Annotated in this window: 24 protein-coding genes; 20 read left to right on the top strand and 4 right to left on the bottom strand. The window is 72.0% G+C overall.

What is annotated here, in order from left to right:
- The first annotated feature begins 116 nt into the window (after positions 1–116).
- A complete protein-coding gene (locus ACFWJO_RS20815) occupies positions 117–755 on the top strand; it encodes a DUF4328 domain-containing protein (RefSeq protein ID WP_386867136.1) in 639 nt (212 codons plus the stop codon).
- A 65-nt stretch (positions 756–820) separates the two neighbouring features.
- Positions 821–1345, top strand: a complete 525-nt coding sequence (locus ACFWJO_RS20810; protein WP_386867134.1) for a hypothetical protein — start codon at positions 821–823, stop codon at positions 1343–1345.
- Positions 1346–1417: 72 nt separating this feature from the next.
- Here ACFWJO_RS20810 and ACFWJO_RS20805 read toward each other — a convergent pair whose 3' ends face one another.
- On the bottom strand, positions 1418–2170 hold the full coding sequence (locus ACFWJO_RS20805) for a Clp protease N-terminal domain-containing protein (protein WP_386867132.1): 753 nt from the start codon (positions 2168–2170) through the stop codon (positions 1418–1420).
- Between the two features lie 413 nt (positions 2171–2583).
- On the opposite strand from ACFWJO_RS20805, the gene ACFWJO_RS20800 reads away from it, so the two are divergent.
- Both ACFWJO_RS20800 and ACFWJO_RS20795 read left to right on the top strand, forming a co-directional pair.
- Positions 2584–3249 carry an RNA polymerase sigma factor gene (locus ACFWJO_RS20800; protein ID WP_384417851.1) on the top strand — a complete coding sequence of 222 codons (666 nt, stop codon included), beginning with the start codon at positions 2584–2586 and terminating at the stop codon, positions 3247–3249.
- A complete protein-coding gene (locus ACFWJO_RS20795; protein WP_386867131.1) occupies positions 3249–4310 on the top strand; it encodes a hypothetical protein in 1062 nt (353 codons plus the stop codon). Before ACFWJO_RS20800 ends, ACFWJO_RS20795 begins: the two co-directional genes overlap by 1 nt.
- A gap of 224 nt (positions 4311–4534) precedes the next feature.
- Here ACFWJO_RS20795 and ACFWJO_RS20790 read toward each other — a convergent pair whose 3' ends face one another.
- Positions 4535–5377, bottom strand: a complete 843-nt coding sequence (locus ACFWJO_RS20790; RefSeq protein ID WP_386867129.1) for a peptidoglycan-binding protein — start codon at positions 5375–5377, stop codon at positions 4535–4537.
- 127 nt (positions 5378–5504) lie between these two features.
- On the opposite strand from ACFWJO_RS20790, the gene ACFWJO_RS20785 reads away from it, so the two are divergent.
- The 3 genes from ACFWJO_RS20785 (at position 5505) to ACFWJO_RS20775 (ending at position 8695) form a co-directional block, all read left to right on the top strand.
- Entirely contained in the window at positions 5505–7085 is a 1581-nt protein-coding gene (locus ACFWJO_RS20785; RefSeq protein WP_386867127.1) for a methylmalonyl-CoA mutase, read from the top strand.
- Between the two features lie 83 nt (positions 7086–7168).
- A complete protein-coding gene (gene leuE / locus ACFWJO_RS20780) occupies positions 7169–7828 on the top strand; it encodes a leucine efflux protein LeuE (protein WP_386867125.1) in 660 nt (219 codons plus the stop codon).
- A gap of 45 nt (positions 7829–7873) precedes the next feature.
- Positions 7874–8695 carry a MerR family transcriptional regulator gene (locus ACFWJO_RS20775; protein ID WP_386867123.1) on the top strand — a complete coding sequence of 274 codons (822 nt, stop codon included), beginning with the start codon at positions 7874–7876 and terminating at the stop codon, positions 8693–8695.
- A gap of 69 nt (positions 8696–8764) precedes the next feature.
- Here the strand turns inward: ACFWJO_RS20775 and ACFWJO_RS20770 are convergent, their stop codons facing one another.
- Positions 8765–10099 carry an alpha-2,8-polysialyltransferase family protein gene (locus ACFWJO_RS20770; protein ID WP_386867121.1) on the bottom strand — a complete coding sequence of 445 codons (1335 nt, stop codon included), beginning with the start codon at positions 10097–10099 and terminating at the stop codon, positions 8765–8767.
- On the bottom strand, positions 10096–11106 hold the full coding sequence (locus ACFWJO_RS20765; RefSeq protein ID WP_386867120.1) for a glycosyltransferase family 2 protein: 1011 nt from the start codon (positions 11104–11106) through the stop codon (positions 10096–10098). Before ACFWJO_RS20765 ends, ACFWJO_RS20770 begins: the two co-directional genes overlap by 4 nt.
- 199 nt (positions 11107–11305) lie before the next feature.
- Between ACFWJO_RS20765 and ACFWJO_RS20760 the strand changes: the two genes are divergently transcribed.
- From ACFWJO_RS20760 to ACFWJO_RS20700, 13 genes are all read left to right on the top strand, one after another.
- The gene (locus ACFWJO_RS20760; protein WP_386867118.1) at positions 11306–12613 is read left to right on the top strand and encodes a DUF6716 putative glycosyltransferase; all 1308 of its coding nucleotides are present in this window, start codon (positions 11306–11308) and stop codon (positions 12611–12613) included.
- Positions 12613–13818 (top strand): cytidylyltransferase domain-containing protein, encoded by a 1206-nt coding sequence (locus tag ACFWJO_RS20755; protein WP_386867116.1) that lies wholly within the window; start codon positions 12613–12615, stop codon positions 13816–13818. The genes ACFWJO_RS20760 and ACFWJO_RS20755 overlap by 1 nt, the downstream gene beginning before the upstream one ends.
- Positions 13819–13830: 12 nt before the next feature.
- Positions 13831–14727, top strand: a complete 897-nt coding sequence (locus ACFWJO_RS20750) for an N-acetylneuraminate synthase family protein (protein ID WP_386867114.1) — start codon at positions 13831–13833, stop codon at positions 14725–14727.
- A complete protein-coding gene (locus ACFWJO_RS20745; protein WP_386867112.1) occupies positions 14724–15893 on the top strand; it encodes a hypothetical protein in 1170 nt (389 codons plus the stop codon). The genes ACFWJO_RS20750 and ACFWJO_RS20745 overlap by 4 nt, the downstream gene beginning before the upstream one ends.
- A 116-nt stretch (positions 15894–16009) precedes the next feature.
- Positions 16010–17251 carry an amidohydrolase gene (locus ACFWJO_RS20740; protein WP_386867110.1) on the top strand — a complete coding sequence of 414 codons (1242 nt, stop codon included), beginning with the start codon at positions 16010–16012 and terminating at the stop codon, positions 17249–17251.
- 349 nt (positions 17252–17600) lie between these two features.
- Positions 17601–18653 (top strand): BMP family protein, encoded by a 1053-nt coding sequence (locus ACFWJO_RS20735; RefSeq protein WP_386867109.1) that lies wholly within the window; start codon positions 17601–17603, stop codon positions 18651–18653.
- Positions 18654–18866: 213 nt separating this feature from the next.
- On the top strand, positions 18867–20516 hold the full coding sequence (locus tag ACFWJO_RS20730; protein WP_386867250.1) for an ABC transporter ATP-binding protein: 1650 nt from the start codon (positions 18867–18869) through the stop codon (positions 20514–20516).
- Entirely contained in the window at positions 20513–21631 is a 1119-nt protein-coding gene (locus tag ACFWJO_RS20725; protein ID WP_386867107.1) for an ABC transporter permease, read from the top strand. Before ACFWJO_RS20730 ends, ACFWJO_RS20725 begins: the two co-directional genes overlap by 4 nt.
- Positions 21628–22893: an ABC transporter permease gene (locus tag ACFWJO_RS20720; RefSeq protein ID WP_386867105.1), complete on the top strand. Its 1266-nt coding sequence runs from the start codon at positions 21628–21630 to the stop codon at positions 22891–22893. Before ACFWJO_RS20725 ends, ACFWJO_RS20720 begins: the two co-directional genes overlap by 4 nt.
- Positions 22890–23294, top strand: a complete 405-nt coding sequence (locus tag ACFWJO_RS20715; RefSeq protein WP_386867103.1) for a cytidine deaminase — start codon at positions 22890–22892, stop codon at positions 23292–23294. The genes ACFWJO_RS20720 and ACFWJO_RS20715 overlap by 4 nt, the downstream gene beginning before the upstream one ends.
- Before the next feature lie 83 nt (positions 23295–23377).
- The gene (locus ACFWJO_RS20710) at positions 23378–24655 is read left to right on the top strand and encodes a thymidine phosphorylase (protein WP_386867101.1); all 1278 of its coding nucleotides are present in this window, start codon (positions 23378–23380) and stop codon (positions 24653–24655) included.
- A 114-nt stretch (positions 24656–24769) separates the two neighbouring features.
- The gene (locus ACFWJO_RS20705) at positions 24770–25360 is read left to right on the top strand and encodes a Uma2 family endonuclease (protein ID WP_386867100.1); all 591 of its coding nucleotides are present in this window, start codon (positions 24770–24772) and stop codon (positions 25358–25360) included.
- 53 nt (positions 25361–25413) lie between these two features.
- Positions 25414–25683, top strand: coding sequence for an STAS domain-containing protein (locus tag ACFWJO_RS20700; RefSeq protein ID WP_386867098.1), 270 nt, complete (start codon positions 25414–25416; stop codon positions 25681–25683).
- Positions 25684–25696 lie beyond the last annotated feature (13 nt).

Raw genomic sequence — 25696 nt, 5'->3', positions numbered from 1 at the left:
GATCTCCGTGGACTCCGGCGCCCGGGGTGCCGTACGGTCCCTGTTCGGCGGCCGCGCGGCCGCCCGGCGTGCTCGGGGAGGGGGGCGCCGCGCATCCGTGGGGGTCCGCTTTCCGCATGCTCAGAAACCCCGGTGGCCTGGCGGGCGCCGTCGTGCCGCTGCTCGCCGCCAATGCCGCCGTCGACGTCGTGCTCGGCCTGTTCGACATCCGCTTTCTCGTCGTGGGCGACCAAAGCGGTGACTTCGACGCCGCCGTGATCGGCGGCGCCGACCTGAACCCGCTCTACAGCCTCGCGTTCATGCTGTACGTGGCGACCGGCGTGGTCTTCATCGTCTGGTTCCACCGGCTGCGGCAGAACGCCCAGGTGTGGGCGGGCGACCAGCAGGAGCGCGGTGTCGGCTGGGCCATCGGCGGCTGGTTCGTCCCGATCGGCAATCTGTGGATCCCGCGCGGGATCGCCGCCGACATCTGGCGGGCCAGCCGTTTCGCGCCGACCGCGGCCGACCGGCCGGGGGAGCTGTCGTTGATCAACGCCTGGTGGGGCTTCTGGGTCGCGAGCACGCTGGTCAACTGGATGTCCGGGGTGCTGTTCCGCGGGGCGGCGGACGCCGCGGCGTACACCGCCGCGACCTGGTGGTCGGCGACGGGCTACGGCCTGGACATCGTCGCCGCGCTGTACGCGATCCGCTTCGTCCGCTGCCTGACCTCTATGCAGCACGCGAGGGCCACTGGCATGATTCCGGCCGCGCAGTGACGAAAACGCGCCGGGCGGCGCAGTAGTGGAAGTACTGCTTCCGCATAGCTGGCGAGGAGGCGTCCATGACGTCCGTGACGAGCACGAGCCTGCAGGAACTGATCGACCGCGCCGACGAGCGGGGCCTCGCGGCCGCCGGGCTCGCCTGCCTCGACCGGTGTCTGCCGCTGCTCTCGCCCGACGGTGCGGACGTCCTCCGGCCCGTCTGGGCCGCCGTCGCCCGCGGGGACGGCGGTGCCTGGGGCGAGGCCGTCGCGAAGGCCCGGGTCGAACTCGACGGCGTGGGCTCCGGGGCCGGTGACGAGGCCGCCGCCCTGGTGCGCGGGATGCTCGACGGCGCGCCCGCCGACTGGGCCGGGGAGCCGCTGCGGGAGTGGGCCCGGCGCTGTTCCGAGGCGGCGCTCACCGCGCACGCCCACCACGACGCCACCGACGCGGGCCCGCTGTACGCGGGCGAGCTCCGGCGCCAGCAGGCCGTCCTGGAGGCCGTGGCGCACGGGCCGACCGGACTGCGCCGCGCCCGCGACCTCTCGACCGAGGGCGGGCGCGTCCTGCGCGCGGTCGTCTCGCGCAGGGCGCGCACCGCCTGAGCCGCGTCCGCGTGGCACCGGTGCGACTCCGGGCCGTACGGACCGGGTAGCACCGCCTGAGCCGTGCGCCCGTCAGGCCTCCGGCTCGGTGTCCGCGATCGCCAGCGAACCGATCGCCTCGGAGATCTCCCGCTCGGCCCTGGCCTTGTCGAGGCCGAGGTCGGCGAGCACGCCCTTGCCGTCCTCGAACTCCAGGAGCGCGAGCAGGATGTGCTCGGTGCCCACGTAGTTGTGGCCGAGCCGCAGGGCCTCCCGGAAGGTGAGCTCCAGGACCTTCTTGGCGTCCGCGTCGTACGGGATGAGCGCGGGCACCTCCTCGACGGCCGGCGGCAGCGTCGCCGTGACCGCCTCGCGGAGCCGCTCCGCGGTGACGCCCTGGCCGGCGATCCAGTGGCCCGCGAGCCCCTCCGGCTCGGCCAGCAGGCCGAGGGCCAGGTGGGCCGGGACCGTCTTGTCGTTGCGGGCGGCTGAGGCCTCGTTCTGCGCGGCCATCACGACGTTGCGGGCCCGGGGCGTGAACCGGCTGAAGCCGGCGTTCGGGTCCATCTTCGCCGCGTCCGCCTCCTTGTCGTCCTTGGGGACGAACCGCTTCTGGGCGGCCTGCCGGGTGACGCCCATGCTCTTGCCGATGTCGGTCCAGGAGGCGCCGGCCCGCCGTGCCTGGTCCACGAAGTGGCCGATGAGGTGGTCGGCGACCTCGCCGAGGTGGTCCGCCGCGATGACCGCGCCGGACAGCTGGTCGAGGGCGTCCGAGTGGGACTTCTTGATCGCTTCGATCAGGTCGTCGAGTCGCACCGGGTTGTTCATGCCGAGAGGATTCGTCATGAGTGCAACCCTAGGTTGACACCCCTGGATTGTCAACGGTCGGTTGACAGTTGTGGTCGACAGTCGTGGCGGGTCTGGGGGCGGGCCGCGGTCGAAAGGTGCGGGCGAAGGCGCGGGCAAAAGAAAAGGGCGCCCCTCGTGGGCGCCCGTAACCGCAGGTGAAAGGAAGACGACCGGGGCCGCCACCCCCCACAGGAGAGGCCCCGGTCGTCGTCCGCGGAGCCGCAGCACGGCCCCGTACTCCTAACAGCGCCGGGCATGCGTTTTCTGTCACACCCCGAAGTTGCGAGTTGCACAAAGAACCGGACCCGCGTGGACGCGGCGCCCGAAAAGGACGTAGCGTTCTGCTGCGCCCGGGCGGCGTGGCGGTGACGACCAGCCGCGATGAGCGCGACGACGGACAGGTGTGGGGAGTGCTGGGGGACGACGCGGAGCTGACAGCCGCAGTGCTCGCCGCGCAGGAGGGCGACGAGCACGCCTTCCGTACCGTCTACCGCGCGGTGCATCCGCGGCTGCTCGGATACATACGCACCCTGGTCGGCGAGGCCGACGCGGAGGACGTGGCTTCCGAGAGCTGGCTGCAGATCGCCCGCGACCTCGACCGCTTCGACGGCGACGCGGACCGGTTCCGCGGCTGGGCCGCCCGCATCGCCCGCAACCGCGCCCTGGACCACATCCGGATGCGCGGCCGCCGCCCCGCCGTCGGCGGCGACGAGACCGAGCTCACCGACAAGCCCGCCGACTCCGACACCGCGGACGAGGCCCTGGAAGCCCTGGCCACCGGCCGCACCATGCACCTCATCGCCCAACTGCCGCAGGACCAGGCCGAGGCCGTCGTCCTGCGGGTCGTCGTCGGACTCGACGCCAAGAGCGCTGCCGACACCCTCGGCAAGCGGCCCGGCGCCGTCCGCACCGCCGCACACCGCGGCCTCAAGAAACTCGCCGAACTCCTCGGCACGGCCGGTGCCGACGACACCGCCCCGCTGGACGGCGTCCCTCCGCAGCGCGGCCCCCGGCCCGGGGCCGGCGCCCCCGGCGGTGTGACGCAATCGCGCGCGCGGACGCAGAAGGACATGTGATGGCCGACGAGCGGTACCAGTGGCTCGACCAGGAGGCCGCGGAGCGGCTGCTGCGCGGCGAGCCGGTCGACCCCGTCGACGACGCCTCCCGCGCGCAGGCCGAACTCCTCGCGCGCGTCCTCGACACGGCCCGCACCCCCGCCGTCGGCCCGCTCGCGGGATCCGGCGGGGAGCTCCCCGGCGAGGCCGCCGCGCTCGCCGCCTTCCGCAAGGCCGCCGCCGAGCGTGCGGCCGCCGCCGTACCGGGATACGCCGGCCAGGCCGCCACCGATCTCGGCCGCGTCCGGATCGCGCCCGTGCTCACCGGCCGCCGCTGGGGACGCTCCCTGCGCTACGGCCTGGCGGCCGCGGTCGCCGCCGTCACGGTCGGCGGTGTCGCCGTCGCGGCGGGCACCGGCATGCTGCCGCTGACCACCGACCCGGAGCCCGGGAAGTCGGTCGTGTCCGTCGGCACCACACCGCCCGGCGAGTCCGGCAGCCCCGGCACCTCCGGCTCGCCCAGCGGCGGCGCCGGCACGCAGGTCCCCGGCGTCCCGACCGACCGGGACGGGCAGACCGCCACTCCCGGCGCCACGGACGGCCCCGGCACCGCCTCGGCGGGAGCCGGCGGCGGCGACGGCGCCACCGCCACGCCCGGTGAGACCGCCGACGGTCGCACGCCGGACGCCGACGAGCGCGCCAAGGTGATCCAGGCCTGCCAGGACTACCGCGCCGGCCGGCTGGCCGACAGCGGCCGCGACCGGCTCACGAACGCGCTCAGGAGCGGCGAGACCGTCAAGCGCTACTGCGACCGGATCCTCTCCGGCGCGCCGGCCACGGCCACCGCCACGCCCAAGCCCACCGCCGGACGGACGTCCTCCAGCGGCGGCTCGGGCAGCGGCGGCTCCGGCGATTCCGACTCGGGCAGCGCCGACGGCGACGACAAGAGCGACCGAGGCGACCGGGACCGGGACCACGGGAAGAACGGCGACCACGGCGGCGGGAAGACCGGCGCGGCGGGCGGCGGGACGCACGGCGCGGCGGGCGGAACGGGCGGCGGAACGCACGGCAGGGACCGCTGACGTTCACGGCGCCGACGGGGGTGTGACACTTTTCGACCCCGCGACGCAGTACTGAATGAGCCGACTGGTCATCGGCGAGCGCAAGGAGCCGGGGTTCCCCCCGTACCTTCGGCTCGGCGCACCGGGGCGGGTGGGGGACGTTCCCCCGGTCCCACCCGCGCCCTCTCTCCTACGGGGTCACCCGCGCACGACGGTCCTTCGCACGAGGCTCCCGCACACGGCGGTCACCAGTGCACGACGACCTTGTCGCCCACCTTCACCTGGTCGAACAGCACCGCGAGCCTGGCCTTGTCACGGACGTTCACGCAGCCGTGCGAGCCGCCGTTGTAGCCGCGGGCCGCGAAGTCGGCCGAGTAGTGCACCGCCTGGCCGCGGCTGAAGAACATCGCGTACGGCATCGGCGTGTGGTAGATCGTCGACGTCCAGTTGCGGGCCTTCCACTCCACCTTGAACTCGCCCTCGCGGGTCGGGGTGTTCTCCGAGCCGAAGCGCACGTCGAGCGACGACACGACCTTGCCGTCGATCATCCAGGCCAGCGTCCGGCTCTCCTTGCTGATGCACAGCACCCGCCCGGTCATGCAGCGCGGGTCGGGCGTGTCCAGCTTGTTGGTCGTGGACGGCTTCAGTTCGTCGGCCGTCGGCCGGTGCGTCATGGCGAGCAGCCGCTGCCAGGTGACCTCGTCCACCGAACCGGTCTGCGGCAGCTCCCGCTTCTTCTGGAAGGCCTTCACCGAACCCGCCGTCATCGTCCCGTAGAAACCGGTGGGCGCCCGGTCGAAGTAGCCGATCTGGCGCAGCCGCGCCTGGAGCTCGCGCACCTGCTCGTTCTCGTCGCCGTCGTCCATCAGGACCTTGGGCTTCGGCTTCTCCGTCGTGGGCGTGGCCGACGGCTTGTCGTCGGACGAGGGCGTCGCCGGCGGAGCCGTGGTGCCGGCCGACGGCGTCGTCGTACCGCCCGCGCCCCCGCCGGAACCGGAGCCCGCCGCCTGGGCCGTACAGCCGGCGGCGAGCGCGACGGCCGCGGCGGCCAGCACTGCTCTGCGTATGACGGATGACGAACGCTTCATCGGAGCCCCCCGGGAAGAATGACGTGTGTACGAAGTGATGCTTCCCGCGCCCGAGTGGTTGCGCACGTGACCGAAAAGAGACGGGCATGCTGGGAGCGAGCACGACGTCGATCGGGAGGCACAGCACATGGCGCGCGAGTCGGAGTCGGGGCTGCCCGTGGAGCCGGTCTACGGGCCGGAGGCCCTGGAGGGCTGGGACCCGGCCGAGAAGCTGGGCGAGCCCGGCGCGTACCCCTTCACCCGTGGCGTGTACCCGTCGATGTACACCGGCCGGCCGTGGACGATGCGCCAGTACGCCGGCTTCGGCACGGCCGTCGAGTCCAACGCCCGCTACAAGCAGCTCATCGCGAACGGCACCACGGGCCTTTCGGTCGCCTTCGACCTGCCGACCCAGATGGGCCACGACTCCGACGAGCCCATCTCGCACGGCGAGGTCGGCAAGGTGGGCGTGGCCGTCGACTCGCTCGACGACATGCGGGTCCTCTTCGACGGGATCCCGCTGGACAAGGTGTCCACGTCGATGACGATCAACGCCCCCGCCGCGCTGCTGCTCCTGCTCTACCAGCTCGTCGGCGAGGAGCAGGGCGTCCCCGCGGACCGGCTGACCGGCACCATCCAGAACGACGTGCTGAAGGAGTACATCGCCCGCGGCACGTACATCTTCCCGCCGCAGCCCTCGCTGCGCCTGACCGCCGACATCTTCAAGTACTGCCGGGCCGAGATCCCGAAGTGGAACACCATCTCGATCTCCGGCTACCACATGGCGGAGGCGGGCGCCTCGCCCGCGCAGGAGATCGCCTTCACCCTCGCCGACGGCATCGAGTACGTCCGCACCGCGCTCGACGCCGGCATGGACGTGGACGAGTTCGCGCCACGGCTCTCCTTCTTCTTCGTCGCGCGCACGACGATCCTCGAGGAGGTCGCCAAGTTCCGGGCGGCCCGCCGGATCTGGGCACGGGTGATGAAGGAGGAGTTCGGGGCCAGGGATCCCAAGTCGCTGATGCTGCGCTTCCACACCCAGACCGCCGGCGTGCAGCTCACCGCCCAGCAGCCCGAGGTCAACCTGGTCCGGGTCGCGGTCCAGGGCCTCGCGGCCGTCCTCGGCGGCACCCAGTCGCTGCACACCAACTCCTTCGACGAGGCCATCGCCCTGCCGACGGACAAGTCCGCCCGGCTCGCGCTGCGCACCCAGCAGGTCCTCGCGTACGAGACCGACGTCACCGCGACCGTCGACCCGTTCGCCGGCTCGTACGTCGTGGAGAAGATGACCGACGACGTCGAGGCCGCGGCCCTGGAGCTCATGCGGAAGGTCGAGGACCTCGGCGGCGCCGTCAACGCGATCGAGCGCGGCTTCCAGAAGAACGAGATCGAGCGGTCCGCCTACCGCATCGCGCAGGAGACCGACTCCGGCGAGCGGGTCGTCGTCGGCGTCAACCGCTTCACCCTGGACGTCGAGGAGCCCTACGAGCCGTTGCGGGTCGACCCGGCGATCGAGGCCCAGCAGGCCGAACGGCTCGCGAGGCTGCGCGCCGAGCGTGACCAGGCGGCCGTGGACACGGCGCTCGCGGAGCTGAGGAAGGCGGCGGAGGGCACGGAGAACGTCCTCTACCCGATGAAGACGGCGCTCAGGGCGCGGGCCACGGTCGGCGAGGTCTGCGACGCGCTGCGCCAGGTCTGGGGCACCTATGTCCCCACCGACGCCTTCTGACGCTGCCCGCCGCCCGCCTTCCGATCTTCCGCGATGCGAAACACCGGAGCAGAGTGTCGTACGCACGTGCGACACTCCGCTCCATGCTGGGTGTCACCGATCTGCCGACCTATCTCGCCGGGCTCGTCCTCATCATCCTCCTCCCGGGGCCGAACTCGCTGTACGTGCTGTCCGTCGCCGCCCGCAAGGGCACCAGGACCGGATACAAGGCCGCCGCCGGCGTGTTCACCGGCGACACGGTCCTGATGACCCTGGCCGCCCTCGGCGCGGCCTCGCTGCTCCAGACCACCCCGCTGCTCTTCATGATCGTCAAGTACGCGGGCGCGGGCTACCTGGCCTGGATGGCCTACGGGATGCTGCGCGCCGCCCGCGAGATGTGGCGCACCCGCGGCCAGGCCGTCGCGGACGAGCCGGCCACCGAGGGCGCCGCGGGTCCGGTGGAGCGCCCCTACCGCCGCGCCCTGATCATCAGCCTGTTCAACCCCAAGGCGATCCTCTTCCTGATCTCCTTCTTCGTGCAGTTCGTGGACCCGTCCTACGCCTACCCGGCGCTGTCCTTCCTGGTCCTCGGCACCCTGCTGCAGCTCGGCAGCTTCCTCTACCTGACGACGCTCATATTCGGCGGCACCCGCCTCGCCGCCGCCTTCCGCCGCCGCAAGCGCCTCTCGGCGGGAGCGACCTCCGCCGCCGGCGCGCTCTTCCTCGGCTTCGCCGTGAAGCTCTCGCTCAGCAGCGCCGCCTGACCGGTTGACCCTGACACCGTGTGAGGCCGTTCCGTAGGAGACGTCATGTTCACCATCGGAGACTTCGCCCGGCACGGGCGGGTGTCGGTCCGCATGCTGCGTCACTACGACGCCATCGGACTGCTGCGCCCGGCCCACGTCGACCCGCACAGCGGCTACCGCTTCTACTCCGCGGACCAGCTCGCCCGGCTCAACCGCGTCATCGCGCTCAAGGACCTCGGCTTCACCCTCGAACAGGTGGCGGCCATCCTCGACGACGAGATCGGCGCGGACGAGCTGCGCGGAATGCTGCGCCTGCGCCAGGCCGAGCTGGAGACGGCCCTGGAGGAGGCGCGGGCCCGGCTCGCCCAGGTCGGTGCGCGGCTCCGAGCCATCGAGAGCGAGGGACGCATGTCCACGCAGGACGTCGTCGTCAAGAAGATCCCCGCCGTCCGGATCGCCGAGCTCAGCGGCACCGCCGGCAGCTTCGGGCCGAAGGACATCAGCCCGGTCATCGGCCCGCTGTACGAGGAGCTGTGCGGCCGCCTGGAGGCGGCGGGCGTCACCGGGTTCGGCCCGGGCATCGCCTACTACGAGGACGCGGGCAGGGGCGACGGATCGGTCGTCGTGCACGCCGGCATGACCGTCCCCGAGGGGACGGCCGCGGAGGGCGTGCTGGTGCACGTCCTGCCGGGCATCGAGGAGGCCGCCACCATCGTCCACCGCGGCTCCATGGACGGGATCCTCCCGACCGCCCAGACCCTGGCCTCCTGGATCGACACCAACGGCTACCGCTCCGCCGGCTACGCCCGGGAGCTGTACCTGGAGTGCCCGGAGGACCCCGCCGGCTGGATCGCCGAGATCCAGGAGCCGATCACCCGGGGCTGACCCGGTCCGGCGCGTGGGCCCCGTCCGGCCGGCGGGCCCGGTCCGGCGCGCGGGCCGGGTCCCCGGGTCTCACCGGCCGCCGAGGGCCCGTCGCTTCAGCTTCAGGGCGCGGCGGGCCAGGCGGCGCAGGCCCGGGTGGCGGGGGACCGGGAGGCCGCCGGGGAGGCCGAGCGAGGTGAGCCGGCGCCGGGTGAAGTGGTGCCGGGTGCCGGCCGCGAGCGGGCCCGACAGGTGCCGTACGGCTTCCTCGCGCAGGTCCGGCCGGATCCTCGGCTGCATCGCGAAGCCCACCGCCGCGACCAGGCCGGTCAGTTCCGGCAGGCCGAGCGCCGGCTGCCCGGGGTCCTCCAGGTCGGGCACCAGCGAGTCCACCAGGACCACCGGCACCCGGTTGCTGTTCTGGTACGGCGAGAGCCGGGCCAGCAGCGGCCGGGTGCCGACCCTGGCGGTCTCGATGCCGTAGAAGGCGCTCGCCGTGAACAGCGCCGTCGAGAAGCAGCCCACGACGAGCGCGGGCCGCAGCTCCCGGTAGAGCACCTCGGCGAGCACCGGCCGGTCCTCGACGGTGAGCTCGGCGCCCAGCGTCTCCGCCTCCCGGACCAGGGCCTTCGACCAGGCGTCGGGGGCCGTCGGGTGCGGCTTGAAGACCAGCCGGCGGTGGCCGCGGGCGACCGCGCCCCGCACCATCCGCAGGTGCAGTTCGCCCTCCTCCTCGGCGGTGAGGAGCGAGAGCGCCGCCAGGTACTGGCCGAGCAGCAGGGCGGGGCCCCGCTCCGCGCCGGGATCCGTGGCCTCGGGACCGGAGAGTTCCTCGACGACCTTGGTGAAGGCCTCCGTCGGCACGGTCTCCGGGGCCGCGCCGAACTCGGCCAGCAGCAGCGGCGCGAGACCGGGGACCAGGTCCAGGTGGAGCAGCCGGCGCACCCGTTCGCCGACCAGCGGGTCGATCTTGTTGCGGGTCGGGCCGTAGCTCATCAGGCCGTCCGCGTAGACGTCGATCGGCGCGTCGGGGAAGAGCTGGGCGATCGTCAGGGCGGGCGCGACCTGGAGGGATTCCACGACGAGTTCGACCCGGTCGGTGCCGAGCCCCCACAGCCGCCGCAGGTGCCGCTGGAGCAGCGGCAGGTCGTCCGGGCGCGGGGTCCAGCCGCCGGGGTGCAGCGGCTCGATGGTCTCGTTCCAGTCGAGGACCTCGTCGAACCGGCCGCGCAGCCGCTCGAATCCGGGCATCCGGTCCACCGGGGTGGTGGTCTCCGGCACGGCCGCGTTGGTGGAGACGAGCAGGAGGCGCCGCCCGGCCGGGCGGAAGCAGCCGCTGTCGAGGGCCGCGGCGAGCGTGACCGCCCCGTACAGGGTGGAGGCGTAGAAGATCTGGGTGGTTCCGGTGCGGTTCTCGCTGCTCATGCGGCGTTCTCTTCCTGGGCCGGGGCGGCGGGTGCGGCCGGGGCGGGCGCGGGGCGGCGGCGCTTGAGCCGGCGCAGCGGGCCCGCGCGGTCCTCGCCCATCGCGGACAGGGCCTCGGCGAGCACGTCCTGCGGCAGCCGGCGCAGCGCGCCCGAGCTCATGGCCCGCAATTTCCTGCCGACCTCGGGTTCGAATTTCGCCATGTTGCCGATGTGGTGGGAAATCACCGCGCAATAGGTACGGACGGCTTTCGGAAGCAGGAGATCCGCATCGGGATCGTTCTTTGTCTCGTCGATCACCTGATCGAAAGCGCGGATGAAATCGAGCTGCCGGACGTCACCGATCTGCGTGAGCGAGGTGGCGACCCCGCGCCGGTAGAAGATTCCCAGATCACCGGTCACGGCGAAGGATTCCGCCTCCCGGTGCAGCCGCCAGATCCACGGCCGGTCCTCGGCGGTCCGCAGCCCGTGCGGGAAGTGCAGGAGCCCCCGGTCGAGCAGCCGCCGGTGGTACATCCCGGCCCAGGCGTACGGGTAGTCCACCGAGGTCGTCCGGTCGGCCGGCAGGATCGCGTCCCGGGGGCGCAGCAGCTCCCCGCGCCGGCCCACCGGCGCCCGCCGCACGGAGCGGCTGCGGCCGGTCACCCGGACGTGGTCGGTGCGCAGGAAGTCGCAGTCCAGTTCGTCCATGGCGGCGACCAGGCCCGCGTAGAAGCCGGGCGAGAGCCAGTCGTCCCCGTCCAGGAAGGCCACGTACCGGCCGCGGGCCTGGTCGAGACCGGTGTTGCGGGCGGTCGCCAGTCCCTCGTTGCGCGCGTGCCGGAGCAGCCGGGCCCCCGGGATCTCGCGCTCCGCCCGTGCCAGGAGCTCCGGGGTCCCGTCCGTCGAACAGTCGTCGACCAGCAGGAACTCGAAGTCCTCACGGGCGTTCGCGCGCAGGCTTCTGAGGGCGTCGGGGGCATATGTCTGCACGTTGTAGAACGGCACGACGACGGAGAGCTTGACCACGGAACCGACGCTAGGCGGCGCCCCGGCATTCGTCCTGACCGGCAAGGGGATGCTCGGTGAACACGAAGCGGCGAGCCCCTTAACCGCCCCGGATCCGCTTCTCTTTCTGTCCGTTTCCCGCAATGCGTCATGGTGCTGTTAACCATTTGTTGTGGCCCAGTTGGGCTGCGAATCCCCGGGCCCTCCTAGCGTCCTGGACGTGCCATCACGTACCGATCGAGCGGTGCGCGTCGCCGTTCTCGCCGACTCCGACACCCGGTGGAAATGGGGCGTGCTCACCGCACGCAGAATCAGCGCCGAAGACGCCCCCGCTCCCACGGGATTCGTGCTGCGCGGCCGCGCCACCCCCACCTCCCGCCAGCTCGCCGAGACGGCGGTGTCCGACACCGCACCGCGCGAGGTGACGGGCACGGAGTTCCTGCGTGAGGTACGCGACGCCGCCGACCGCGGAGAGGGCTACGACGTCGTGGTGCTCGCCCTCGTCGGCGGCACCGTCCGCGCCATGCTCCAGGGCCTCGCCGACCTCGCCCTCGACCGCCGCCCGGTGCTCGTCACCGGCTATGTCGGCGTCGTCTACGAGAAGCTCGCCGACGGGCTCCTGCTGCGGCACGGCGCCGACGTCGTCCTCGCCAACTCCCGCCACGACGCGGAACGTTTCCGTGCCGTGTACGAGGGCGTCGGCGCCGATCCCGGCTCGGTCGTCGAGGCCGCCCTGCCCTTCCTGGGCGGCGCCCCGCACCGCCCCGAACCCGGCCGCGACACCCTGGTCTTCGCCGCCCAGCCCTCCGTGCCCGTCACCAAGGCCGAACGTGCCTACGTGCTGCGCCGGCTGGTCGAGCACGCCCGGCTGCGCCCGGACCGCGAGGTGCTGCTCAAGCTGCGCTCCCGGCCCGGCGAACACACCACGCACCTGGAGGAGTTCCCGTACCAGAAGCTGGTGCGCGACCTGCCGGTGCCGCCCAACTTCCGCCTCGTGTACGGGCACATGGGCGAGGTGCTGGACCGCACCGACCTGCTGGTCACCGTGTCCTCCACGGCCGCCCTGGAAGCCCTGCACCGGCGCGTCCCCACCGCGATCCTCACCGACCTCGGCGTGCGCGAGGCGCTCGGCAACCACCACTTCATCGGCTCCGGACTGCTCACGTCCTTCGACGCGCTCGACGAGGGCGCCGTACCGCGGCCCGACGAGCACTGGCTGGCCCGCCAGGGCGTCGGCGCCGCGGGACTGCCCGGGGGAGTCCCGTACGAGAAGGCCTTCGACGCCGCCCGCGAGCGGGTCGCCGAACTCCTCGCCGGGCCCGCGCTGCCGCCGGTCGCCCCGTACTACACGGCCGAGACCGCCGGCGGCTACCTGCCCGGCATCCTCGCCCGCCACCGCCTCGACGTCACCGCGCCCCAGCCCCGCGAGAGCGGGGTGCGCCGGATCGTCCGCGAGGCGGCACGCGGCGCCTACCGCCACGGCGTCCAGCGCGTGGCGCCCGTCATCCGCCGCCTGGGAGAACTCTGATGACCACCGACACGCCGACCGTGCTCGCCGTCATCCCCGCACGGGGCGGCTCCAAGGGCGTTCCCGCCAAGAACCTCGCCCCGGTCGCCGGGATCCCGCTGGTCGGCCGGGCCGTCCGGGCCTGCCTCGGCGCCCCCGGCGTGACCGACGTCGTCGTCTCCACCGACGACCCGGCCATCGCCGAGGCCGCCCGCGCCTTCGGCGCGGAGGCGGTCCACCGCCCCGCCGAGCTCTCCGGCGACACCGCGACCAGCGAGTCCGCCGTGCTGCACGCCATGGACGCCTTCGAGGCCACCCGGGGCCGCGGCGCGGACGTGGTGCTGCTCGTCCAGTGCACGAGCCCCTTCCTCACGCCGGAGGAGGTGGCCGAGACCGCCGGGCGGATCACCTCCGGCGCGGCCGACACCGCCTTCACCGCGGCCCCGAGCCACGGCTTCCTGTGGCGGGAGGCCGACGGCGACGCCACCGGCGTCAACCACGACAAGGCCCACCGGCCGCGCCGCCAGGACCGCGAGCCGGAGTACCTGGAGACCGGCGCCGTCTACGCGATGGCCGCCGAGGGCTTCCGCACCCACGGCCACCGCTTCTTCGGCCGCACCGCGCTCGTCGTCACCGACCCGGCCCGGGTCCTGGAGATCGACGACCCGCACGACCTGGCACGCGCCCGGGTCCTCGCGCCGCTGCTCGACACCCCGGCGACGCCCGTCCTCGCCGACGTCGACGCCGTCGTCCTCGACTTCGACGGCACCCAGACCGACGACCGGGTCCACATCGACGCCGACGGACGCGAGTTCGTCTCCGTGCACCGCGGTGACGGCCTCGGCATCGCCGCCCTCCGCAGGGCCGGCGTGCCGTTGCTGATCCTCTCCACCGAGCAGAACCCCGTCGTCGCCGCCCGCGCGCGCAAGCTTCGCATCCCCGTGCTGCACGGCGTGGACCGCAAGGACCTCGCCCTCAAGCAGTGGTGCGACGAGCAGGGCATCGACCCGCAGCGCGTGCTCTACGCCGGCAACGACGTCAACGACCTGCCCTGCTTCCACCTCGTCGGCTGGCCCGTCGCGGTGGGCAGCGCCCACGACGCCGTACGGGCCGCCGCCCGCGCGGTCACCCACACCCCCGGCGGCTCCGGAGCGATCCGCGAGATCGCCGCCTGGCTCCTCGGACCCGAGCTCACCATCCCCGAGCCCCGCACCCCCAACTCGTAAGGAACCACCACCATGAGCAGCAACCGTCTCCGCACCCTCGGCAGCAAGACCGCCGGCCCGGGCATGCCCGTGTACATCACGGGTGAGATCGGCATCAACCACAACGGCGACCTGGACAACGCCTTCGCGCTCATCGACGTGGCCGCCGAGGCGGGCTGTGACGCCGTCAAGTTCCAGAAGCGCACCCCGGAGATCTGCACCCCGCGCGACCAGTGGGACATCGAGCGCGACACGCCCTGGGGCCGGATGACGTACATCGACTACCGCCACCGCGTCGAGTTCGGCGAGGACGAGTACCGGGCCATCGACGAGCACTGCAGGAAGCGCGGCATCGACTGGTTCGCCTCCCCGTGGGACACCGAGGCCGTCGCCTTCCTGGAGAAGTTCGACGTCCCCGCCCACAAGGTGGCCTCCGCCTCCCTCACCGACGACGAGCTGCTGCGCGAGCTGCGCGCCACCGGCCGCACGGTGATCCTCTCCACCGGCATGTCCACCCCCAAGCAGATCCGCCACGCGGTGGAGGTCCTGGGCTCCGACAACATCCTGCTCTGCCACGCCACCTCCACGTACCCGGCGAAGGCCGAGGAGCTCAACCTGCGCGTCATCCAGACGCTGATGGACGAGTACCCGAACGTCCCGATCGGCTACTCCGGCCACGAGACCGGCCTGCAGACCACCCTCGCGGCCGTCGCCCTCGGCGCCACCTTCGTGGAGCGCCACATCACCCTCGACCGCGCCATGTGGGGCTCCGACCAGGCCGCCTCCGTCGAGCCGCAGGGCCTGCAGCGCCTGGTCCGCGACATCCGCACCATCGAGACCGCGCTGGGCGACGGCGTGAAGAAGGTCTACGAGTCGGAGCTCGGCCCGATGAAGAAGCTCCGCCGGGTCCAGGGACTCGTCTCCGCATGACCGGCCAGCTGGCGTTCGTCGAGAGCCCGGTCCAGCTGCTGAACGTCCTGGAGTGGGCCCACGCCACGGCCCACCGCCCCGCCCCGACCCTGCCCGCCGTCCCGGCCCAGCCGGCCGGCGGGCGCCGGGCCGGGGCCGCCGCCCCGGCTCCCGGTGCCGACGACGGCCCGGTCGTCGTGACCGGGCGGGGCACCGCCCCGGTCGGGCCGCTCGCCGGGCTCGGGCTCACCGTGGTCGTGCTGTCGCCCACCGACCCCATGTCCCGCGGGCAGCTGCGCCGGATGGCCCAGCTGGCGCGGGACGAGGGGGTCACGGTGAAGTGGCAGGACGCGCGGCAGGGCCGGGGGGCGCTGGCCAGCACGCTGCGCGAGCTCGCGGCGCCGCTGCGGACCGCGGAGCGGGTGATCGTCGGGGATCCGTTCTCACGCTACGTCCAGCTGCTGCTCACCCTCTTCGGGCCCCGCCGGGTCACCGTCGTCGACGACGGCACCGCCACCATGGAGTTCGCCGCCCAACTCGCGCGCGGCGAGCGGCTGGTGCGCTGGCACCGGCGGGGCAGCGGACGGGGGCCGCGCGAGCTGGTGCTCGCGCCGGTCACCACGCTCGCCCGCCGCAAGCTCGCGCCGGGCCGACGCCGCACCGTGGAGATCTTCACCTCGCTGCCGGTCGAACCGCCGCCCGGGACCATCGTCACCGCCAACGACTTCGCCTGGACCCGGTCCCGCTTCGGCCCGCCCCGGCTCACCCGCGGCGCCGACCTGGTCGGCACCTCCCTCGTCGAGACCGGCGTCGTCGACCCCGACGAGTACCTGCGGGCCGTCACCGTCCTGGCCCGCACCCACGGCGCCACCCGCTACTTCGCGCACCGCCGCGAGAGCGCCGAGAAGCTGCACCGGATCGCGGTGGAGACCGGTCTGGAAGTGGTCCGGCCCGACCTGCCGCTGGAGCTGATCGCCCGCCGCGGCCCCGTCGGCCGCACGATCGTCAGCTTTCCGTCCACGGTCGTGCACACCCTGCCGCTGGCCCTCGCCGGCACCGGCGTGAAGGTCGCCGTCTGCGAGATCGCCCCGGAGTGGCTGCGCGACAACGCCTCGCCCCGCGCCCAGGGCTTCCTGGCCGGCGTCGCCGGCACCGCCACCCGCACCGAGAGACTCGAATTCGGGTAACCATACCCACAGAGGGTGACCGTCATGCCCAAGGAACAAGATTTCTTTCCCCTATCGGGCTGAACTTTTCGTGATCAACGGGCAGTTGATCTCACTGGGGGCCTACCCTTCAAAAGGTGAACCAGTTGAAGTCCCGAGAGCCCGGTCCCGGCGCGGCGCCCGCAGCACTGCCCGGAACGCTGTCCGAACCCCTGCGCGCCGAACTGATCGCGTTCCGCAGGGACTTGCACATGCACCCCGAGCTCGGCAACCAGGAGTTCCGTACCACCGCCGCGGTCAGAGCCCGCCTGGAGGCCGCCGGACTGCGACCGCAGGTGCTTCCCGGCGGCACGGGGCTGATCTGTGACATCGGGACCTGGGACCGCGGACGGCCCATGCTGGCGATCCGCGCCGACCTCGACGCGCTGCCCATCCCGGACGTCAAGACCGTCCCGTACCGCTCCCAGGAGCAGAACCGGGCCCACGCCTGCGGCCACGACGTCCACACCACCGCCGTCCTGGGCGCCGGACTCGTCCTCGCCGAGCTCGACCGCCAGGGCCGCCTCCCCGCGGCCGTACGACTGCTCTTCCAGCCCGCCGAGGAGGTGCTGCCCGGCGGCGCCGCCGACGCCGTCGCGGCGGGCGTCCTGGACGGCGTGGGCCGGATCCTCGCGGTCCACTGCGACCCCCGGGTCGACGCCGGCAAGATCGGGCTGCGGCCCGGCCCCATCACCTCCGCCTGCGACCGCCTGGAAGTGACCCTCGACGGTCCCGGCGGCCACACGGCCCGCCCGCACCTCACGACCGACCTGGTCACGGCCGCCGCCCGCATCGCGGTCGACGTGCCCGCCGTGCTGGCCCGCCGGGTGGACGCCCGCTCCGGGCTCTCGGTCACCTGGGGCCGCATCGAGTCCGGCCACGCGCCCAACGTCATCCCGCAGCACGCGGAGCTCTCCGGCACCATCCGCTGCCTCGACCTGCCGACCTGGCGCGAGGCCCCCGACCTGGTCCACGCCGCGATCGACGAGATCGCCACGCTGCACCGCGCCAAGTCGACCGTCGACTACGTCCGCGGCGTCCCGCCGGTCGTGAACGACCCGGTGATCACCGAGCTGCTCCGCGACGCCATGACCGCCCGCCGCGGCCCGCTCTCGGTGGAGGACACCGAGCAGTCGCTCGGCGGTGAGGACTTCTCCTGGTACTTGGAGCACGTCCCCGGCGCCATGGCCCGCCTCGGCGTCCGCACGCCGGGCGACACGCGGGTCCGTGACCTGCACGCCGGCGACTTCGACGTCGACGAGCGGGCCATCGGGGTCGGCGTGGAGCTGTTCACCGCGGCCGCGCTGCTCGACGCCACGCCGAAGGCCGCCAAGCGCTGACCGGGCCGCCGGCCGGCGGGTCGATCGGCGGTCGATCGGGGGCCGGGCCGGGCTTCGGCGCAAACGACGAAATCCGGACTTTTAAGTACGACTTAACGAGCGAGCGGAGGCGGTTCATCCGCCCGGCCCAAGGCCCGGCGTGTCGCTTCGTGGCCCGGCCCGTACGCCCGTACCAGCGTGTATGACGGGCGGTATCGGGCCGGACGCCGCCGGTGTCCGGCCTGGCTGGTTCGCGTCGATCCGATAACGACTCATGAACGGGTCTTTAACTGACATCTACGCGCGTTACGATCGCCGCGAAACCAGCGCCGGAAGAGGCGCTTTCGGTCAGTCTTGAAGGGACCTCCTCTTGCGCCGGATCACCAGGATCACGACCGTGGGCATCGCCTCCGCGGCGCTCGCCCTGTCCGCCACCGCTTGTGGCAAGTCGTCGACGGACTCGGGCTCCTCCTCCGACTCCAAGGCCGTCAAGGCCGCCATCGCCTACGACATCGGCGGCCGTGGCGACCAGTCCTTCAACGACGCCGCCTACGCGGGTCTGAAGAAGGCCGAGGACGAGCTGGGCGTCAAGGGCGCCGAGGCCGAGCCCTCGGAGGGTGAGGGCGACGCCGACAAGGTGCAGCGCCTCACCGCGCTCGCCCGCGCCGGCAACAACCCGGTCATCGGCGTCGGCTTCGCCTACGCGCCGGCCATCGAGAAGGTCGCCAAGGCCTACCCGAAGACCACCTTCGGCCTGATCGACGACACGTCGAAGACCGGCCCGAACATCGCCAACCTCGTCTTCAACGAGGAGCAGGGCTCCTACCTGGCCGGCGTCGCCGCCGCCAAGGCGTCCAAGACCGGCACGGTCGGCTTCATCGGCGGTGTCGAGGTCCCGCTGATCAAGAAGTTCGAGGCGGGCTTCGTCCAGGGCGTCAAGGACACCAACCCCAAGGCCAAGGTGCTCACCCAGTACCTGACCCAGCCGCCGAACTTCGACGGCTTCTCGAAGCCCGACCTCGGCAAGGCCGCCGCGCAGGGCCAGCTCGACAAGGGCGCCGACGTGATCTACGCCGCCGCCGGTCTCGCCGGCTCCGGCGCGATCGAGGCCACCGCGAAGGCCGGCAAGTGGGCCATCGGCGTGGACTCGGACCAGTACAACCAGAAGGGTCTGGCCGCCTACAAGGACCACATCCTGACCTCGGTCACCAAGGACGTCTCGGACTCCGTCTACAACCTGATCAAGTCGGTCAAGGACGGCAAGCCGCAGAGCGGCGAGGTCCGCTACGGCCTCGCGACGGACGGCGTCGGTCTGGCCACGTCCAACCCGGCGTACTCCAGCATGACCGAGATGGTCGCCGCCGTGGACAAGGCGAAGAAGGACATCGTCGACGGCAAGATCACCGTCAAGACCACGCCGTAACGGCGACCCCAGGTCCTGACCTGAGCCTGCGGGCCCGGCTCCAGTGGCACCCCACCGGAACCGGGCCCCGGCCCCATTCCCCCGGAACGGGACCCAATCCCGTACGGGTTTTCAATTTTCGGCAGTGCTACGCGTGTAGATGTCCCAGCGGCACGATAACTTCGCCCCGCCCTGCCCTCCGCTCCCACTCCTTCCGGCCAAGGAGAGTGCGCCATCAACGCGTCCAGCCCCCCTGCCGTAGAACTCCACGGCATCACCAAGCGCTTCCCCGGCGTCGTCGCCAACAAGGACATCGCGATCACCGTTCGCAAGGGCACCGTGCACGCCCTCATCGGTGAGAACGGTGCCGGCAAGTCGACCCTGATGAAGATCCTCTACGGCATGCAGAAGCCGGACGAGGGCACCATCGCCATCGACGGCGAGCAGGTCTCCTTCTCCAGCCCCGGTGACGCCATCGCGCGCGGCATCGGCATGGTGCACCAGCACTTCATGCTCGCCGACAACCTCACCGTCCTGGAGAACGTCGTCCTCGGCGGCGAGAAGCTCTACGGCATCGGTGCCAAGGCCCGCAGGAAGATCCAGGAGATCTCCGACGCGTACGGCCTCGGCGTCCGCCCCGACGCGCTCGTCGAGGACCTCGGCGTCGCCGACCGGCAGCGCGTGGAGATCCTCAAGGTCCTCTACCGCGGCGCCAAGATCCTCATCCTCGACGAGCCGACCGCCGTGCTCGTCCCGCAGGAGGTCGACGCGCTCTTCGACAACCTGCGCGAGCTCAAGTCCGAGGGCCTGACCGTCATCTTCATCTCGCACAAGCTGGGCGAGGTCCTGAAGGTCGCCGACGACATCACCGTCATCCGCCGCGGCACCACGGTCGGCACCGCCGACCCGAAGACCGCCACCACCAAGCAGCTCGCCGAGCTGATGGTCGGCACCGAGCTGCCGTCGCCGGAGACCCGCGAGTCGACGGTCACGGACGTCCCGATGCTCCAGGTCAAGGGCCTCACCCTGACCGAGGCCGGCGCCGCCGCGGCCGCGCCGCTGACCAGCGCCGCCCCGCCGGACCCGTCCGGCGCGGTCGCCCTCCAGGAGGTCGGCGCGGGCCGCAAGCTCCTCGACGACATCTCGCTCACCATCCACAAGGGCGAGATCCTGGGCATCGCCGGTGTCGAGGGCAACGGCCAGACCGAGCTCATCGAGGCCCTCATGGGCATGAACGCCCCCGACGCGGGCGTCATCACCCTCGACGGCCGGGACATCTCCGCCACCTCGGTGCGCAAGCGCCGCGAGGGCGGCATCGGCTACATCCCCGAGGACCGCCACCGCCACGGCCTGCTCCTCGAGGCCCCGCTCTGGGAGAACCGCATCCTCGGCCACGTCACCGAGGCGCCCAACTCCAAGCGCGGTGTCCTCGACCCGAAGGCCGCCCGCAAGGACACCGAGCGGATCGTGCGCGAGTACGACGTGCGCACGCCCGGCATCGACGTCACCGCGGCCTCGCTCTCCGGCGGCAACCAGCAGAAGCTGATCGTCGGCCGCGAGATGAGCCACGACCCCAAGTTCCTGATCGCCGCCCACCCCACCCGCGGAGTGGACGTCGGCGCGCAGGCGCAGATCTGGGACGCGATCCGTGACGCCCGCCGCGAGGGCCTCGCGGTGCTGCTGATCTCCGCCGACCTCGACGAGCTGATCGGCCTGTCCGACACGCTCAAGGTCATGTACCGCGGCCGGCTCGTCGCGGACGCCGACCCCGCCACCATCACGCCCGAGCAGCTGGGCTCCGCCATGACCGGCGCGGCCACCGGCCACCTCGAAGGCACCGACGCGCCCTCCGCAGAGCACCCCGAAGACGGTGACGCCCGATGATGAAATTCGACAAGGACAAGCTGATCATCGGGGCCGCGGGCCCGGTGCTCGCGCTGGTCTCCTCGTTCGTGCTCACCGTGCTGGTGCTGCTCGCCACGGGTCTGGACCCGATCGAGCCGATCCGGATCATGATCGACCAGGCCGGCTTCGCCGACATCCAGGTGCTGATCGTCAACCAGACCGGGATCTACTACCTGGCGGCCCTGGCCGTGGCCATCGGCTTCCGGATGAACCTCTTCAACATCGGTGTCGACGGCCAGTACCGGCTCGCCGCGATGGTGTCCGCCCTGGTCGGCGCGTCCATCGAGCTGCCGGGTCCGCTGCACATCCTGGTGATCGTGCTGGTCGCGATGTTCACCGGTGCCTTCTGGTCCGGCATCGCCGGCATCCTGAAGACCACCCGCGGTGTCTCCGAGGTCGTCTCGACGATCATGCTCAACGCCATCGCGACCTCGCTGGTGGCCTGGCTGATCCTGCCGAAGAACTTCGGCGTCCAGCCCGAGGGCTCCAACAACCTCACCACCGGTGAGATCTCCGAGTCCGGCTGGTTCCCCGGCATCGACATGGGCGAGGGCAACGGCGTCATCTACGGCTTCACCTTCGTGGCGCTCGCGCTCGGTGTCGTCTACTGGTTCGTCCTCAACCGCACCCGCTTCGGCTTCGACCTGCGCGCCACCGGCGCCAGCGAGTCCGCCGCCCAGGCCAGCGGTGTCGACGCCAAGAGGATGATCCTCACCTCGATGCTGCTCTCCGGCGCCCTCGCCGGTCTGTCCGGCATGCCGACCCTGCTCGGCGAGACCCACACGTACAGCCTCGACTTCCCCGTGGGCGTCGGCTTCACCGCCATCACCATCGCGCTGCTCGGCCGCAACCACCCGGTCGGCATCTTCTTCGCCGCCCTGCTCTTCGCCTTCCTTGAGAAGGCCTCGTCGTCGCTCGACGTGGAGGGCTACCCGAAGGAGATCACCAAGATCATGCAGGGCATCATCGTGATCGCCGTGGTCGTCTCCTACGAACTCGTCCGCCGTTACGGCCTCCGCCGCCAGCAGCAGAAGGTCGGCGAGGAACTCGCCGCCGGCGGCGCCCTCAAGACCGACAAGGAGGTTGCGGCATGAGCACGGGCACCGTCACCAAGCCGAGCGCCGCGCCCAAGAAGGCGGGCGGCCGCCGCAAGCTCACCTGGCCCTGGATCCTGCTGATCGTCGCGGCCGGCCTCGTCCTCTTCTCGATGGTCCGCGCCATCTCCGGCGCCAACGACCTCACCTCGGTCGGCCAGGTCTCCGGCGCGCTGCAGCTCGCGGTGCCGATCGGTCTCGCCGGTCTCGGCGGTCTGTGGGCCGAGCGCGCGGGCGTCGTCAACATCGGTCTCGAGGGCATGATGGTCCTCGGCACCTGGTTCGGCGCCTGGGCCGGCTACCAGTGGGGCCCCTGGACGGGCGTCGTCGTGGGTCTGCTCGGCGGTGCGCTGGGCGGTCTGCTGCACGCGGTCATCACCGTCACGTTCAACGTGAACCACATCGTGTCCGGTGTCGCGATCAACATCCTCGCGGTGGGCTTCACCCAGTACCTGTCGAACTTCACCTTCGCCGAGGCCGAGGGCGGCTCCTCCAAGCAGTCCCCGCGCATCGACCAGATCACCCAGATCACCATCCCGGGGCTCTCGGACTGGCTGGCCGACCTCCAGGCCAAGCACTGGTTCCTGATCTCGGACGTGGCCGGCATCCTCGGCGGTCTGGTCACCAACCTGTCGCTGCTGACCGTGGTCGCCCTCCTGCTGGTGCCGGTCACCTGGTGGGTGCTGTGGCGTACGGCCTTCGGCCTGCGGCTGCGTTCCTGCGGTGAGAACCCGGTCGCCGCCGAGTCGCTGGGCGTCAACGTCTACAAGTACAAGTACATCGCCGTCGTCGTCTCCGGTGGTCTCGCGGGTCTCGGCGGCGCGTTCCTCGCGATCGTCTCCACCGGCATCTACCAGGAGGGCCAGACCGGCGGCCGCGGCTTCATCGGCCTCGCGGCGATGATCTTCGGCAACTGGATGCCGGGCGGCATGGCGATGGGCGCCGGCCTGTTCGGCTTCACCGACAGCCTCAAGCTGCGCGGCGGCGCCGAGAACGTCCACGCGATGCTGCTGCTGGTCGCGATGGTGCTCGTGATCGCCGCCCTGTGGCAGCTGTACAGGAAGAAGTACGTGGCCGCGGCGCTCTCCGCCTTCTTCTCGGCCGGCTTCTTCCTCTGGTACGCGCTCACCGACGAGGTCCCGAGCCAGTTCGTGGACGCCGCCCCGTACGTCACCACGCTGCTCGTGCTCGCCCTTTCGGCGCAGCGGCTGCGGATGCCGAAGGCGGACGGTCTGCCGTACCGGAAGGGCCAGGGCAAGTGACCCGGGCCGGATCCGAGCCGGACTGGGAGCTGCTGCGTACGACGGCGCGCGAGGCGATGTCCCACGCCTACGCCCCGTACTCGAAGTTCCCGGTCGGCGCGGCGGCCCTCGTCGACGACGGGCGGGTGGTCTCCGGATGCAACGTGGAGAACGCCTCGTTCGGCCTCGGCCTGTGCGCCGAGTGCGGCCTGGTCTCGCAGCTGCAGGCGACCGGCGGCGGGCGGCTCACGCACTTCGTGTGCGTGGACGGCAGCGGCGGCCCGCTGGTGCCGTGCGGCCGCTGCCGGCAGCTCCTGTACGAGTTCGGCGGCCCCGGGCTCGTCCTGGAGACGCCCGCCGGGTTCACCACCCTGGCGGAGATGCTCCCGCAGGCCTTCGGCCCGGACCACCTCGCCCAGTAGTACCTCCGAGCGGCCCTTCCGGCACGATGGGAAGGGCCGCTCCTCCTTTCCCCCTCTATGCGCGTAGAAAGAGGCACCATCACATGGACGTCATCTCCGTCATCCGCACCAAGCGGGACAAGGGCGAGCTGAGCCCCGAGCAGATCGACTGGGTCATCGACGCCTACACCCGCGGTGTGGTCGCCGACGAGCAGATGTCCGCGCTGGCCATGGCGATCCTGCTGAACGGCATGAACCGCGAGGAGATCGCCCGCTGGACGGCCGCGATGATCGCGAGCGGCGAGCGCATGAACTTCGACTCCCTCTCCCGGCCGACCGCCGACAAGCACTCCACCGGCGGCGTCGGCGACAAGATCACCCTGCCGCTCGCCCCGCTGGTCGCCGCGTGCGGCGCGGCCGTGCCGCAGCTCTCGGGCCGCGGTCTCGGCCACACCGGCGGCACCCTCGACAAGCTGGAGTCCATCCCGGGCTGGCGGGCGCTGCTGTCCAACGAGGAGATGCTGCACGTCCTCGACACGACCGGCGCGGTCATCTGCGCGGCGGGCGACGGCCTGGCCCCGGCGGACAAGAAGCTCTACGCGCTCCGCGACGTGACGGGCACGGTCGAGGCCATCCCGCTGATCGCCTCCTCGATCATGTCGAAGAAGATCGCCGAGGGCACCGGCTCCCTCGTCCTCGACGTCAAGGTCGGCACCGGCGCCTTCATGAAGAACATCGAGGACGCCCGCGAGCTGGCCTCCACGATGGTCGCGCTCGGCACGGACAGCGGCGTGAAGACGGTGGCCCTGCTCACCGACATGTCGACCCCGCTCGGCCTCACGGCGGGCAACGCGCTCGAGGTCCGCGAGTCGGTCGAGGTCCTGGCGGGCGGCGGCCCGGCGGACGTCGTCGAGCTGACGGTGGCCCTCGCGAAGGAGATGCTGGACGCGGCCGGCATCAAGGACGCCGACCCGGCGAAGGCCCTCGCCGACGGCTCCGCGATGGACGTCTGGCGCCGCATGATCGCCGCGCAGGGCGGCGACCCGGACGCGGCCCTCCCGGTCGCCCGCGAGCAGCACGTCGTGACGGCCCCGTCCTCCGGCGTCCTCACCCGCCTCGACGCCTACGACATCGGCATCGCCGCCTGGCGCCTCGGCGCCGGCCGCGCCCGCAAGGAGGACCCGGTGCAGGCCGGCGCGGGCGTCGAACTCCACGCGAAGCCCGGCGACACGGTGACGGCGGGCCAGCCGCTCCTGACCCTGCACACGGACACCCCGGAGAAGTTCGACTACGCCCTGAAGTCCCTGGAGGGCGCCTGGGACATCGCGCCGGCGGGCACGGCGTTCGCCCCGAACCCGATCGTCCTGGACCGCATCGCGTGACGCCCTTCGCCGCTGGCATGTGCCAGTGACACCTTCGGGTGAACGGGGCCGGTGGACCTCCACCGGCCCCGTTCGGCATGCTGGGATCGGTGTCACACCGAAAAGGAGACCGCCATGAGTGCACTCCCCGTCGATCCCGATCCGGGCCCGCACTGGGACGAGCTCGTCCGCTTCTGGGAGGAGTCGGACTGGCCCGAGGGCAGCAAGGTGGAGATCATCGATGGGATCATTGTTGTGACACCTCCGCCTGGCGCACCTCACAACCGCATTGCCGAGAAGGTTCACCGAAGGCTGTACACGGTGATCCCAGAGGACTGGGGCATCTACCAGACGCTCGGTGTCGCCCACCCTTCGCGTGGCCGCCTGTACGTCCCCGATCTCGTAGTGGTCCCTGATGGGGTCGTGGCCGAGTTGGAAGGTGGCGAGTACGCGCCCCTCACAGCGGCCGAGCTCATTGTGGAGGTCACGTCGCTGTCCAACGCGAGCTACGACCGGATGAACAAGGCGGCTGCCTACGCGGAGGCGAAGGTCCCCCTCTACCTGCTGATCGACCGGTTCGCGCCAGCAGGGCCGACCGTCACGCTCTACGGGGAGCCGAAGATCGACGTCTACCAGGAGCTCCAGAAGGTGAAGTTCGGGGAGGAGATCCACCTCCCCGAGCCCTTCGACCTCACGATCGACACCAGCGTCTTCCCGCTCGGCTGAGTGCCCCGCCGCGCCCCGCGATGAATTCCGGGCGCGGCGGCGGTCCACCACGTGTGGACACCTCACGCCCTCTTGAACTGCGGCTCTCCGGGCCGCCCGCGCCCACCGACGTCGGGCGGCTCTGCGCGCTGCTCGACGCCGCCGAGCCGACCGTCGTCGTCTGCGAGATCGGCGGCCTGGAGCCCGCCGGGCTCGCCGGCGTCGACGCCCTCGCACGGCTGCGGCTGACCGCACGACGGCGCGGACACCGTCTGGTGTTCACGGGCGCCGGGCCCGAGCTGCGTGAGATGCTCGACCTCTTCGGGCTCGGGGAGCTGCTGTGAGCACCCCGGAGGA

This window comes from Streptomyces sp. NPDC127092, from assembly GCF_042722475.1.
In the GTDB taxonomy this organism is placed as follows: domain Bacteria; phylum Actinomycetota; class Actinomycetes; order Streptomycetales; family Streptomycetaceae; genus Streptomyces.
This window is presented reverse-complemented; position numbering and strand designations above follow the sequence as displayed.